Origin of the sequence: Providencia sp. PROV252 (assembly GCF_033676005.1) — a bacterium.
In the GTDB taxonomy this organism is placed as follows: domain Bacteria; phylum Pseudomonadota; class Gammaproteobacteria; order Enterobacterales; family Enterobacteriaceae; genus Providencia; species Providencia vermicola.
The window spans coordinates 3,614,078-3,628,026 of record NZ_CP096294.1 but is presented as its reverse complement, the minus strand read 5'-3'; the positions used below and the strand labels follow the sequence as shown (position 1 = coordinate 3,628,026).

12 protein-coding genes and 1 riboswitch are annotated in these 13,949 nt (G+C 40.7%); of the genes, 9 read left to right on the top strand and 3 right to left on the bottom strand.

Annotated features, from left to right (window positions below; all coding sequences use genetic code 11):
• Positions 1-17 precede the first annotated feature (17 nt).
• The 3 genes from thiQ to thiB are packed head-to-tail and all read right to left on the bottom strand — an operon-like array spanning position 18 to position 3,299.
• Positions 18-722, bottom strand: coding sequence for a thiamine ABC transporter ATP-binding protein ThiQ (gene thiQ, locus M1F05_RS16710; protein ID WP_206083713.1), 705 nt, complete (start codon positions 720-722; stop codon positions 18-20).
• On the bottom strand, positions 715-2,319 hold the full coding sequence (thiP, locus tag M1F05_RS16705) for a thiamine/thiamine pyrophosphate ABC transporter permease ThiP (protein WP_318825894.1): 1,605 nt from the start codon (positions 2,317-2,319) through the stop codon (positions 715-717). The genes thiQ and thiP overlap by 8 nt, the downstream gene beginning before the upstream one ends.
• Entirely contained in the window at positions 2,295-3,299 is a 1,005-nt protein-coding gene (thiB, locus tag M1F05_RS16700) for a thiamine ABC transporter substrate binding subunit (RefSeq protein ID WP_206083715.1), read from the bottom strand. Before thiB ends, thiP begins: the two co-directional genes overlap by 25 nt.
• Positions 3,300-3,358: 59 nt before the next feature.
• A riboswitch (TPP riboswitch) is annotated at positions 3,359-3,456 on the bottom strand.
• 113 nt (positions 3,457-3,569) lie between these two features.
• On the opposite strand from thiB, the gene rppH reads away from it, so the two are divergent.
• The 9 genes from rppH (at position 3,570) to recC (ending at position 13,939) form a co-directional block, all read left to right on the top strand.
• Positions 3,570-4,103: an RNA pyrophosphohydrolase gene (gene rppH, locus M1F05_RS16695; RefSeq protein WP_206083716.1), complete on the top strand. Its 534-nt coding sequence runs from the start codon at positions 3,570-3,572 to the stop codon at positions 4,101-4,103.
• Positions 4,104-4,107: 4 nt separating this feature from the next.
• Positions 4,108-6,354, top strand: a complete 2,247-nt coding sequence (gene ptsP, locus M1F05_RS16690) for a phosphoenolpyruvate--protein phosphotransferase (RefSeq protein WP_206083717.1) — start codon at positions 4,108-4,110, stop codon at positions 6,352-6,354.
• 158 nt (positions 6,355-6,512) lie between these two features.
• Positions 6,513-7,409 carry a prolipoprotein diacylglyceryl transferase gene (lgt, locus tag M1F05_RS16685; RefSeq protein ID WP_206083718.1) on the top strand — a complete coding sequence of 299 codons (897 nt, stop codon included), beginning with the start codon at positions 6,513-6,515 and terminating at the stop codon, positions 7,407-7,409.
• Between the two features lie 111 nt (positions 7,410-7,520).
• On the top strand, positions 7,521-8,372 hold the full coding sequence (locus tag M1F05_RS16680; protein WP_206083719.1) for a thymidylate synthase: 852 nt from the start codon (positions 7,521-7,523) through the stop codon (positions 8,370-8,372).
• A gap of 307 nt (positions 8,373-8,679) precedes the next feature.
• Positions 8,680-9,165, top strand: a complete 486-nt coding sequence (locus M1F05_RS16675) for a prepilin-type N-terminal cleavage/methylation domain-containing protein (protein ID WP_206083720.1) — start codon at positions 8,680-8,682, stop codon at positions 9,163-9,165.
• Positions 9,159-9,764 carry a prepilin peptidase-dependent protein gene (locus tag M1F05_RS16670; RefSeq protein WP_206083721.1) on the top strand — a complete coding sequence of 202 codons (606 nt, stop codon included), beginning with the start codon at positions 9,159-9,161 and terminating at the stop codon, positions 9,762-9,764. Before M1F05_RS16675 ends, M1F05_RS16670 begins: the two co-directional genes overlap by 7 nt.
• Positions 9,764-10,201 carry a YgdB family protein gene (locus tag M1F05_RS16665; RefSeq protein WP_206083722.1) on the top strand — a complete coding sequence of 146 codons (438 nt, stop codon included), beginning with the start codon at positions 9,764-9,766 and terminating at the stop codon, positions 10,199-10,201. Before M1F05_RS16670 ends, M1F05_RS16665 begins: the two co-directional genes overlap by 1 nt.
• A complete protein-coding gene (locus tag M1F05_RS16660; RefSeq protein ID WP_206083723.1) occupies positions 10,198-10,584 on the top strand; it encodes a prepilin-type N-terminal cleavage/methylation domain-containing protein in 387 nt (128 codons plus the stop codon). The genes M1F05_RS16665 and M1F05_RS16660 overlap by 4 nt, the downstream gene beginning before the upstream one ends.
• Positions 10,562-13,939, top strand: a complete 3,378-nt coding sequence (recC, locus tag M1F05_RS16655) for an exodeoxyribonuclease V subunit gamma (RefSeq protein WP_206083724.1) — start codon at positions 10,562-10,564, stop codon at positions 13,937-13,939. The genes M1F05_RS16660 and recC overlap by 23 nt, the downstream gene beginning before the upstream one ends.
• The last annotated feature ends 10 nt before the right edge of the window (positions 13,940-13,949 follow it).

Genomic DNA, 13,949 nt, shown 5'->3' with positions numbered 1-13,949 from the left:
TGTGAATTTATACAGTATTAATTGGTATTGGTGACACGAAGAAGCGCAGAGGCTGCGCTTTGCCCTTGCAATAAAATCTGTGTATCGCCGTCATAGGCAATTTCACCCGCAGCTACCACTAAGGTTCTTGGTGCGATTTGCAGGGCATCGTCCACATTATGAGATACCATTAATAGTGTGATGGATTTTTCCACACAGACTGTTTTTAACAACGTAAGCATTTCATGGCGAAGCGCAGGGTCGAGGGCTGAAAAAGGTTCATCGAGTAATAAGATCGGTTGATTGCGAACCAAGCAGCGAGCCAGTGCAGCACGTTGGCGCTGTCCTCCTGAAAGCTGTGCGGGCAAGCGGTCTAAGTACTCAGTTAGGCTGACATGGGCTGCAATTTGTTCGACGACCTGCATTTGCTTTGTGCTTAAACACAGGCTTGGCTGCAAACCGAGGCCGATATTTTGCCGTATCGTTAAGTGTGCGAATAAATTGTTTTCTTGAAATAGCATGGAAACAGGGCGTTGTGCTGGCGGGGTAAAGGTATGATCTTGCCCATTAAGTTCTATCGTGCCTGTTTTGGGAAACTGAAAACCGCTGATTAAGCTTAGTAACGTACTTTTTCCCGCCCCACTTGGGCCCATAATCGCGACACATTCCCCTGATGTTACTGAAAAATCAAATGACATCGTTAAGTTATCATATTGGTAGTCTAAATTTGTCAGTTTAATCATGGTGTTTTCCTGAAATACGTTCGAGCAGGCTAAATAAACAAAAACACAGTAATAACAGTAGCATCGCTGTTACTGCACCATCGTTGGTGCGATACGCCCCAATTTGTTGGTACAAATAATAGGGAAGTGTGCGGAAATATTCATTGCCAAACAGGGCGACGATGCCAAAATCCCCCACCGAAATCACACAGGCGAATGCGAGTGCTTGGGCAATAGGTTTGCGTAACGCTTTGAGTTCGATAATTTTAAAACGGTTAAACCCTGTTATTGCCAAGGATTGGCATAAAGGATTATATCGCTCCGCGGTGTCTCTCATTGGGTTTTCTAGGACTTTTAAGGCATACGGGATAGCCAACAAGGCATTGGTCATGATCACTAAGGGATAGGGTGACTCGGGTAGTCCAATGGTTTCATTGAAAAAGATAAAAAATCCCGTTGCAAGTACAATCCCAGGCATGGCTAAAATAATTAAACCACTTAATTCAATCGCTTGTCCAAGTCGCATTGCGTGGCGCAAACGCAGCTCACGGCTACTCCAAAGCAACATCAAAGTGAGAATCACACAGACTACACCTGCGCATAGTGCAATAAAAAGGGATGTTCCTGTGGCTTGCCATAATGCAGGTTGCTGTAAAATAGAGAATAACTGCCCGTTTAAACCATCAAAAAACACTGCAAGCAGCGGGGGAAGTAGCAATAGCATCGCCGTCACAATTAATAAACAGTCACGAATACGGCGAAAAAGGGTATCTGCGGGGTCTACCCACCGCGTTTGTTGGCTAAAACCAACAGAAAATAAGTTATTGATTTTTTGGCAGATAAACATCAATCCAATACAGAAAAACAATTGGATGAGCGCCAAAATTGTGGCTCTACCAAGGTCAAAATCATAATTAAGCGCTTGATAGATTGCGAGCTCAATCGTTGTTGCCGCAGGGCCACCACCTAAAGCGAGTACGGTGGCAAAACTGGCAAAGCACAACATAAAGATCAGTGCGGCAGTTGGTAGAATTTGCCTACGTAAATAAGGCCATTCTAAGATCTTAAACTGCTGCCACTCATTAAAACCTAATTGTGCGGTCAATTGCCGTTGTTCAATGGCGATGTTTTCTAAAGATTGCAGCAACATCCTTGTGGCGAGCGGCATATTAAAGAAAATATGCGCAAGTAAAATCCCCTTTAAGCCGTACGGGGAAAAGTGATATTCCACGCCTAGCCAGTGGCAAACTTTTGCCAGCCAACCTGTTTGTCCATATACCGATAAAATACCAAAAACAGCGACTAAAACGGGGAGGACAAGTGTCATCGCACAGAGGCGTATAAATAATGACCGCCCCCAAAAACGGCGGCGGTAAAGCGCTCTCGCAAGGAAAATGGCGGGAAGCACAGAAAAAACAGCCGATAAAAATGCCTGCCAAAAGGTAAAGCCAATGACATGCCATAGATAACTATCGCTGATGATGTCATCAATGGCTATTTCAGGCGCAAAAAACCAGAGCGCCCCAAAGCTGAGGAGCGCTATCGCAATTAATAAACCAGAAGCGAGAACTCCTGGCAATAAAGACAGATTAATTAACGACTGACGGCGGTTTGCCATAAACGTGTCCAATTTTGACGTTCTTTAGCCACTTCTTGTGAACTAAATTGTAAGGCTTTTTCTGGTAGAGGGAGTTGGTTGTAAACGTCTGGGAGAGGGATATCAATGACAGGGTACATCCAGTTAGTGGTCGGTAAGGTATTTTGGAAATCAGGTGTTAAAACAAATTGCAAGAATTGCTTAGCAAGTTCAGGCTGTGGGCTGTTTTTTAACCTTGCAGCAACTTCCACTTGCATGTAATGGCCTTCATTAAATAATGCCGCGGCATAGTTATCTTTTTTATCATTTAGCATCTGGTAGCCTGGCGATGAGGTATAACTCAGAACAAAATCCCCTTCACCTTTTAAGAATAAACCGTATGCTTCGCTCCAACCTTTGGTGACCGTTAGGGTTTTTCCTGCCATTTTTTTCCATGCATCAGCGGATTTATCACCATATAGTTTTTCAATCCATAACATCAGCCCAAGTCCTGGTGTACTGGTGCGTGGGTCTTGGTAGATGATTTTCCAGTTATTTTTGCTGTTTAATAGCGCATCCATGCTTGCGGGAGGTTGCTGGATTTTATTCTTGTCATAAATGAATGCAAAATATCCATAGTCATAAGGAATGAAAACAGAGCTATCCCATGCAATGGGTAATTTTAGTGCGGTTGTGTCAATTTCAGCAGGGGCAAAAAGGCCTGTTTTCTCAGCTGAATCTAATAGGTTGTTATCTAGGCCTAAAATAACATCAGCTTTACTTTTCTTGCCTTCCATTCTCAAACGGTTTAACAGGGCAACACCATCACCTAACGCAACAACTTTTAATTCACAGCCACACTGAGCTTCAAAATTCTTTTTAATTTGCGGGCCTGGTCCCCACTCTGCAGCAAAGGAGTCATAGGTATAGACAGTTAGGGTTGGTTTCTCTGCCCATGCGAATTGACTCAAACTGAGTGCACTGAGGGTAAAAATCGATGCTATAATTTTGTTTTTAAACATGCTTTTTCCTGCGCTAAAAAGAGAGTGACACAGGATTTGAGAGTGAACCGATGCAGGTTTGCAGGCGGTGGCTCAAATCCCTACGCCGGTATTAACCGGATCAGGTTCTACGGGTTATTTCTCAGCCAAAATAATTTTGGCACCCCGTTGAGGCACTCACTATTGTAGAGACTTCGGACATATCTGCAAACTGTATTGATATAGGTTTACCAGTTAGGGTATGTGTGAAACAATTAGGTATCTTTCAAATTTGGTTATTGGGGTAGTCGAGTGATTGATGATGATGGCTACCGCCCGAATGTAGGAATTGTAATTTGTAATCGGCAAGGGCAGGTTCTATGGGCTCGCCGCTATGGTCAGCACTCATGGCAGTTTCCTCAAGGGGGCATCAACCCAGGGGAATCACCTGAGCAAGCGATGTATCGTGAGTTATACGAAGAAGTTGGGCTACAGCGTAAGGATGTCAGGTTACTGGCATCTACCCGTAATTGGTTACGTTACAAATTACCCAAGCGTTTGGTGCGTTGGGATACAAAACCAGTTTGTATTGGGCAAAAACAGCGTTGGTTTTTACTCCAACTGCAATGTAATGATGCCGATATAAACGTGCAGCGCAGTAAATCGCCAGAATTTGATGGCTGGCGATGGGTCAGTTATTGGTATCCTGTCAGGCAGGTGGTTTCTTTTAAACGGGAAGTTTATCGCCGTGTAATGAAAGAATTCGCTCCAGTTGTTATGCCTTTACAGGAACAAAAATTACCACAACGACCCGCTTTTAATAACCGTAGGCGCGGAGCAAAGTAAGCCTATGTTGATGCGTTTACGTGAAATTGTCGAAAAAGTTGCGATGGCGACAAGTTTGACTGATGCGCTAGAAGTGTTGGTGGATGAAACCTGCAAAGCAATGCGAACCGATGTGTGTTCGATTTACTTGGCTGATCACCCCCGCCAATGCTATTACTTAATGGCAACCCGCGGGTTAAAAAAACCTAGCGGGATTGCTATTCGCCTTGGCTTTGATGAAGGTGTTGTTGGCGCTGTTGGGCGTCAATCTGAAATGATAAACCTCGCTGATGCTCGTGAACACCCTCAATATAAATACCTTCCTCAATTAAAAGAAGAGCAGCTTAAAGCCTTTCTGGGTGTCCCTATTGTTTATCGACGTCAATTATTAGGCGTGCTTGTCGTTCAGCAAAGAGAAAAACGACTGTTTAATGAGACAGAAGAGTCTTTCATGGTGACGTTGTCGATGCAGCTTGCCGTGATTTTATCACAAGCACAAGCCAAAGGGATTTTTGGGCAGTATCGACAAAATAGAATTAAAGCTATTCCTGTTTCTCAGGGAATATCAATGGCCTATGGTTGGCAAGACAATTCACAGCCCTCTTTTGATAGCATCAGCCAAACCAGCGCCATTGATATCGATAGTGAAAAGCAACGTTTAATTGCCGCCTTAGAAAGTGCAACGGCAGAATGCCGGAGGATCAGCAAACGCTTTATGGCGAGTTCTGCAAAAGAAAGCGCAGCAATTTTTGACCTTTATAATCATTTGCTTAGTGATCCTCAGCTTAAAAAACATCTATTTACAGCCATTGATGGCGGAGCCGCTGCTGAATGGGCGGTGAAAACGGTTATTGAAAACTATGTTGAGCAATTCTCTCGTTTACGTGATCTCTATTTAAGAGAAAGGGGCGCAGATCTCAAGGCGTTAGGTCAGCGTTTATTATTTCATCTTGATGATTCGTTAACGGCGAATGAACAGTGGCCCGATCGCTTTATTTTAGTGGCTGATGAACTCAGTGCCAGTGTGCTTGCTGAGTTGCCGATGGAGCAGCTCGCGGGTGTTATTGTCCGTGATGGCGCAACGCACTCGCATTCAGCAATTTTAATCCGAGCAATGGGTATTCCCGCCATAATGGGAGCGGATATTGAACCGTCTCTACTACATAATCGCCATTTGATTTTAGATGGTTACCGTGGTGAGGTTTTCATTGAGCCCGAAAACCTAATTATTCAGGAATATCAGCAGATTATTGAAGAAGAGAATGTGATTAGTCGTTTGGCTGAGGGAACTTTAGAGCAAGATGCAACCTTAATAGGTGGTGAACAAATACAGATCCACCTAAACGCAGGGTTAAGTCCGCGCTATGAGCAGCAAATTAATACAGGGGTTGATGGTGTTGGGCTATACCGTACAGAATTACCGTTTATGCTGCACAATGGTTTTCCTTCAGAAGATGAACAAAAACAGCTATATAAAGAAGTTTTACAGTTATTTCCAACAAAGCCTGTCGTGCTACGTACCCTTGATATTGGGGCAGATAAGCAGCTTCCTTATATGCCTATTAGTGAAGAAAATCCAAGTCTAGGTTGGCGAGGGATCCGCATAATGCTTGATCAGCCTGAGATTTTTTTAATTCAATTAAGGGCGATGCTACGGGCTAATGCATTATCTGGAAATTTACGCATTCTGTTGCCTATGGTGACCAGTATTAATGAAATAGATGAAGCTATTTCATTAATAAAAAGAGCGAAAGGAGAGGTCAGCCAATTGCTTGGACAGCCAGTAAAAATGCCACAAATTGGTGTCATGCTTGAAGTACCTTCGTTGTTATTTTTGTTGCCAGAGATAAAAAAACGCGTAGATTTTATTTCTATTGGTACCAATGACTTTACACAATATTTACTTGCTGTTGACCGCAATAATACACATGTTGCTGCGCTATATGATAATCTTCATCCTGCTGTTATTCGCTTTCTGGCGAAGGTCAGTGAAGAGTGTCAGCGTTTGGCGCTTCCTGTCAGTGTGTGTGGTGAGATGGCAGGCCAGCCACTCAGTGCTATGATATTAATTGCCCTTGGTTACCGCTCTTTAAGTATGAGTGGGCGAAGTGTTCCGAGGATGAAGTACCTTATTCGTCAACTTGATCCTGAGCTAATGACTGATTTGGTAGATAAATTATTAATGGCAGAAACATGTGAAAATGTTCGAAAAGAAGCGAGCCACTTTATGGAAATTCATCGCTTAGGTGGGTTTGTTCGTGGTGGAATTTAGCTTCCTTATTTTTGCGTGTTTGCGGTTAAATTATTATATTCGAGTATAAGTTACCATACCTTTTGTTGTATGCTTTTGCGCGCATTCAAATGCGTTGACGTGTATTGGATATTTTATAGCCAGCCAACTATTGGCTTAATCATTAAAAGTGGGGAACGATGAGTAACAGCTACTTAGCATTTCCGGAAATTGATCCTGTTATGTTCTCAATTGGGCCAGTATCGTTGCACTGGTATGGTTTTATGTACCTTGTTGGTTTTGTTTTCGCATTATGGTTAGCAGGGCGCCGTGCTGCAAAACCAAATAGCGGCTGGACTAAAAACGAAGTTGAAAACCTACTATATATTGGTTTTGTGGGCGTATTTGTTGGTGGTCGTCTTGGCTACGTATTTTTCTATAACCTCCCTGTTTTCCTTGATGATCCGCTTTATCTCTTTAAGGTTTGGGATGGCGGGATGTCCTTTCATGGCGGCTTAATTGGGGTGATTTGTGCCATGATGTGGTTTGCACATCGTACTCGTCGCCGTTTTCTTCAAGTTTCTGACTTTGTTGCTCCGTTAATCCCGTTTGGTTTAGGAATGGGGCGTATCGGTAACTTTATTAATGGTGAATTATGGGGACGTGTAACCCTTGATACGCCTTGGGCTTTCCTATTCCCGCATTCACGCAGCGAAGATATTCAATTGGCTGCGCAGGACCCTTCTTTATTACCGATTTTAGAGCAATATGGTGTATTACCAAGGCACCCTTCACAGCTGTATGAAATGTTCTTAGAGGGTATTGTCTTATTCCTTATCCTGAATTTATTTGTTCGTAAACCAAGGCCAATGGGGAGCGTTTCAGGGTTATTTTTAATTGGTTATGGTGCGTTTAGGATTATTGTTGAATTCTTCAGGCAACCAGATGCCCAGCTTGGGTTATTTGGCGGTATTAGTATGGGGCAAATTTTATCTATCCCAATGATAATTATTGGAATTTTAATGATTGTATGGGCATATAAATATGGTCAAAATGTCCCTGCGCATAAACCAGAAAAAGAGCCTAAAGGTAGTTAAATCACCTTGTTGTTGAGGCTAGCTTAGTATTTTAAATACAATAATTTAATTGAAAATAAGGTATTTAGTTCTAAGCTTGCCAGTTAAGTTATTTCGAATAAGAGAGCCACTATGAAGCCGTATTTAGAGTTATGCCAACGTATTATTGATGAAGGGCAATGGGTTGAAAACAAACGCACGGGCGTTCGTTGTTTAACTGTAATTAATGCCGATCTTGAATATGATGTTGGTAATAATCAGTTCCCTTTGATTACGACTCGTAAAAGCTTTTATAAAGCGGCGATTGCTGAGCTACTGGGTTATTTGCGTGGTTATGATAACGCAGCACAATTTCGTGAAATTGGTTGCAACACATGGAATGCAAATGCGAATGAAAACCAAGCTTGGCTGAATAATCCTCATCGAAAGGGGGAGGATGATATGGGCCGTGTTTATGGTGTTCAAGGTCGCTCATGGCAACGCCCAGATGGCACCCATCTTGATCAACTTCAAAAAGTGGTTAATAACTTAAAAAATGGCATTGATGACCGTGCGGAAATTATCACTTTCTATAACCCAGGTGAATTTGAAATGGGGTGCCTACGTCCTTGTATGCACACTCATACATTTTCGCTGTTAGGCGATACGCTGCATCTAACATCATATCAGCGTAGCTGTGATGTCCCGCTCGGCTTGAATTTCAATCAAGTACAATGCTTTGTTTTACTTGCATTAATGGCACGGATTACGGGTCATAAAGCAGGTAAGGCCTATCATAAAATTGTAAATGCACATATTTATGAAAATCAGTTACCGTTGATGAGAGATGTACAATTAAAGCGTGAACCATTTCCTTCTCCTTCATTAACAATTAACCCAAAAATTAAAACGTTAGAAGATATTGAAACATGGGTAACAACAGATGACTTCACACTTGATGGGTATCAGTGTCATGAAGCTATCAAGTATCCATTTACTGTTTAATTATTCTCTTTCATAACTATGGTGGCTTGAGATGATGAGCCACCACCTGCCCTATTCTTGAATACATATTTCTCCTCCTTGAGTTGCTTACACTTTACTGGTGTGTTTTATTTTGTTTTTCCTTGAGTAAAAAAACTCCACTTTTTTGGATGCTATCTATGATTTTGCGAAGCGTTTCGCAAATTGATTTAAACTCAAGTCAAAAGCATTCATTTTTTTGGGAAGAACTATGTAAACAGAAAAACATTTACTCGTTATGTCCGCTTTTTTTAGCGAGATTCCTTCTCTATATGCATGGAGGGGGTTTATGAAAATCAAACTGGATCAAACTCAGCTAGGTTTTACATTAATAGAGATATTAGTTGTGCTATTTATTTGTTCTTTGACTGCTTTTTCGGGGCTGCATTCTTGGCAACAACACATTGAGCAACAACGGCTCATTGATACTGCGAGGCAACTGACTGAGTTTATTTATCAGCATGTAAAAGAAGGAATTTACATGAATCGACATCAAACTCTTTTTGTAAGATCAGGAAAAGCTGACTGGTGTATGTCCATCAAAGATTCAAACACACACCAAGAGGTAGGGAATATTACATCTGATAAATTTCAGGGAATTGAACTGGCTAGCTCAACTCGTACTTCAGTCGAGTTATATGGGAAGCAAGGCACCAGCCGCGCATTTAGTTTTCAGTTAAAGAATAAAGATAAGGTTATTTCTATTTATATGTCTGCTTTAGGGAGAGTTAGAGCCTGTTCACACTTTGGTATGGCAGGGATACCTAAATGTTGACGCTGGTAAATTGCTTAAATAAGACAAGGCAAAAAGGATTCACATTAATTGAAATGTTGGTTGCAATGGTAATAAGTAGCCTTATTTGTCTCGCTGTTATGAATAGTATCCCTTCAATCTTTAAGCAAACTTACCGCGCTTATTTTCAATATCAAATAAATAGGGACGTCAGGCAGGTTTTACTGAATATGGAAAAGGACTTTAGGCGCATTGGTTATTGCCGCAATTCTAGTTGTCTGGGAGAACCAATAATGATTAGCGCTAAATCGTTAAGTGAGGGAAAAAATACGTGTATCATTTTTGCCTATGACCAAGACTTATCAGGTGAATGGGCGGCTGTTAAGTCAAAAAAAAGAGAGACAGACTATTTTGGCTATCGGCTAAATAATGGAAAGTTAGAGTCAAACCGAAATGTTAGGGATTGTAGCGGAACAAGTTGGCAGTCATTATTAGATGCAAAATTGGTTACAGTAAAAAAATTAGCTTTTAATTGGATTGAAGGTACTCAACTACTTGAAGTTATTATGAGTGTTGAAACAAGGTTATTAGCTGGACAGCTTTTTGATTACAGAATCTCAGTAAAGCTTAGGAATTTATAATGGCAAAAATGGACAGCCAAAGAGGTAATATTGCTTTAGTGATGACAGTTATTTTAATGACTATGAGTTTGTTATTAATGAGTTCTCTTCATTTTTTTCAAAGTCGAGCTTTAGATGAGTGGCACAAAGAAACTAAATATTATCATACGTTTAACCGAGCGGAATCCGCGTTAGCGTGGGGTTTAACGCTACCTTGGGAAATAAATACAAAGAAAAAATGGGTTTGTCAGCAAAACGTAACACAAAATTGGAAAAGCTGCTTAAAGCCTTATGGTCGCTCAACTTCTATTTTATCAGGTCAAAGTTCTTATAAAGATGGTTTAGATATTAAAGTGTACCAATGGGTTGAATGGGATCCTCTGAAGCAGAGAGTTACTCCCCGTAAGAATGGCTGGTTAGATTACTGTCCTGTTCAACAAAAAGGATTTTGTTTGTGAAAATACAACAACAAGGGTTTGCATTAATAGAATCAATGATAGCTATGGTGGTTTTTGCTATCCTGCTTATCGCTTTGCTAAACTATACACAATATATCGTATTGAATTTTAATCAATTATATAAGAGTTCAATGGCTGTCAGGGAATTGCATAGTGCATTAGAAAAACAACGAATACTGGTCGATGAAATTTCGAAGACGGAAAGGTCTTTCATTGATACAGATTTACGATACTCTGTTGGAAAGATTGAGCAAAGTTACCGCTACCCAGCGGAGTTTTGCACTGAGTTGATGGTTTCATTACTTATTCCTAGGCAGCGGCTTTCGCTTAGCCGTTGGTATTGCTCAATAGGAGAGCGTCATGTTTCAAGTCTATCATTCTAACCAATTAGATTTGTTAAAAGATCTCATTGCTCATTTAATGAAAAATGAGCCTTTATCTCATCCCTTTGAACAAGAAATCATCTTAGTGCAAAGCCCTGGAATGTCTCAGTGGTTACAGATTGAACTCGCAAAGCAATTCGGGATTGCCGCAAATATTAACTACCCGTTACCAGCGACGTTTATATGGGACATGTTCAGGCGTGTGTTGCCTGAGATACCGAAAGAAAGTGCGTATACCAAACAAGCAATGACATGGAAATTGATGACAATTTTACCCAAGGTTATTGATGATGAAGAATTTGAACCATTAAGACATTATCTACAACATGATACCGATAAACGAAAACTTCATCAGCTTGCGGGAAGGGTTGCAGACCTATTTGACCAATATCTAGTCTATCGGCCACAATGGATTGAAAAATGGCAACAAAATGAGCTAATAGAAGGGCTTAGTACTAATCAGCTATGGCAGAAAAGGTTGTGGCTATGTCTTGTTGAATACTCAAATGAATTAAATCAATCACCTTGGCATCGAGCTAACTTATACGAAAATTTTATTGATAAGCTGAGAAGTACACCTTCTTTAGGGAAAATGCTTCCTAAGCGTATTTTTATTTGCGGAATTTCATCACTCCCACCTGTTTATCTTCAAGCGTTGAATGCCATTGCGGAGCATACCGACATCCATTTAATGTTTACAAACCCTTGCCGTTATTATTGGGGGGATATTCAGAGCGCTTCTTTTTTAGCAAAATTACAACAAAGAAAATTACGTCATTATCTTGATAAACATGAGATATCGCGTTTTAAAATTGAAGAGCATGTACCTCATCTATTTAATGATGAGGGGGAGCAGGATATTGCGAATCCGCTACTGGCCTCGTGGGGGAAGCTTGGTCGAGATAATTTATATTTTATTTCTCAAATTGATACAGCAAATGAAATTTCTGCTTATGTTGATACAAATAGAGCGAGCCTGCTAGAAAATATTCAGCAAGATATTTTAGATCTTGAGGATCACGCACAACTTGGTACGACAATAGAAAACTATAAAACAAGTCAAGGAAAAGGGCTAATACATAAAGGGGATAATTCTATTTCATTCCATTTGTGTCATAGCGCCCAACGTGAAGTTGAGGTGTTGCAAGATCATCTGCTGTCTATTTTTGAAGAAGACCCATCATTAACGCCAAGAGATGTCATTGTTATGGTGGCAGATATAGACAGTTACGCACCGTATATTCAAGCTGTTTTTGGTAATACAACATCTTCACACTATATCCCTTTTTCTATTTCTGACAGGAAAGCATTACAAGCTCACCCAATTTTGCAGGCGTTCATCACATTGTTAGATTTGCCACAAAGTCGGTTTTCTACGGAACAAGTACTTAGTTTACTTGAGGTTAAGGCTTTTTCTCAGCGTTTTGGGATTGATGAAAGTGAATTAAGTTTGCTACGACGTTGGGTGAACGAGTCAGGGATCCGCTGGGGGCTTGACGACGATAATGTACGTTCATTTGCTTTACCCGTTATAGGGCAAAATACGTGGCAATTTGGTTTAAGTCGAATGCTATTGGGGTATGCCATGGATAGTCGAAATGGCCCATGGAATGGTATTTTGCCTTACGATGAGTGTAGTGGGTTAGCTGCTCAACTAGCAGGGAAATTGGCTTTATTAATTAATACATTAAGAGAATGGCGTGCCATATTAGCGTTAGAAAAAACGCTTAATGAATGGAAAGAGCTTTGTCAGCAACTTATTGATAGTTGTTTTATAGTTGATAGTGAAACTGAGCTCGTCTTAGCCCTTTTAACCAGCCAATGGCATCAAATTATTGAAAATGCGATGGTGTCAGGTTATGAAGAATCAATTCCACTTCGTTTGATTAGGGACGAGCTTTCAGTACGCTTTGATGATGAAAAAATTAGTCAGCGCTTCTTAGCAGGAGCCGTTAACTTTTGTACATTGATGCCAATGCGTTCTGTTCCATTTAAAGTCGTGTGTTTGCTGGGGATGAACGATGGAGCCTATCCACGAAGTATTCCACCATTGGGTTTTGATTTAATGGCAGAGAAGCCTGCAAGAGGGGATAGAAAGCGTCGGGATGATGACCGTTACCTCTTTTTAGAAGCGCTAAATTCAGCAAGTAACCAGCTGTATATTAGCTATATCGGGCTTTCAATTCGAGATAATCAACCATGCAATCCATCTGTCTTAGTGACGGAGCTACTCGATTATATTTGCCAAAGTTTCTGCTTAGAAGGTGATGAGCTACTCAATATCGATGATAGTTCTAAGCGTCTAAGATCCCATCTGGTTATTCAACACAATCGGGTTCCTTTTGCGAAAGAAAACTATCTTCCTCAAGACCCTTATCAAAGTTTTGCTAAAGAGTGGTTACCTGCAGCGAAGATGACAGAGAGTGTAGACACCTCTTTTTGCTCAGTTCTTCAAGATCCAGAAGAAAAAATTACGCATATTTCTTTAGAGCAGCTTTTACGTTTTTATCGTCATCCTATTCGTGCATTTTTCCAGCAACGTCTGAAAGTCCATTTCTCAATTGAAGATACCGAGCTCCCAGAGGAAGAACCTTTTATCCTTGGGCGGCTACAACGCTATAAAATTAACGACCAAATTTTAGATTTGCTCGTCAAAGAGGAAAGCCCTGATCCTTTTTATCATGCACTTAAAGCATCAGGGCAGCTGCCAGCGAAACAATTTGGTCAGCTTGTTTGGGAACAACAACTTAACGAGATTATTCCATTAGCTGAAAAAATAAAAGATTATAAAGTTCAACCGTTTGATTATCCGATAGATTGTGAAATTGAAGGGATCAAATTGACAGGGCAACTTCAGAATGTGCACGAAGCAGGTATATTACGTTATCGTCCAGCTTATCTAACTGCGAATGATGGAATGCAGTTATGGATTGAGCATCTTCTTTTTAATGCTCAAGTTGGCGAAGGAGAGAGCATTGCATTGGGGCGCGATAACAGTATTTGGCAGTTTTCATCCATCGAAAAAGACGATGCATTAGGTTACTTAAAAAGCTTAGTAAAAGGTTATTGTGAAGGGTTAAACTCCCCATTAATTCTTTTAAACCAAAGTGGTTGGAGTTGGTTAAATGCATGTTTTGATAAAAAAACGAAGCAATATGATTTCGTTTCAGAGGATAACCAACAAAAAGCACTATCAGCCTTAATTCAAAGTCTCCAAGGGAGTTCGATGAAAAAAGGCGAGATAGAAGATGATTACGTGTTGAGGGCTTGTAGAAACTTGAATAGTACAATGATTCAATCGCTGTTACAGAATACTCAGCGTTTTTTACAGCCAATGACTAAATATTTAAAATAACGGGAGTGCA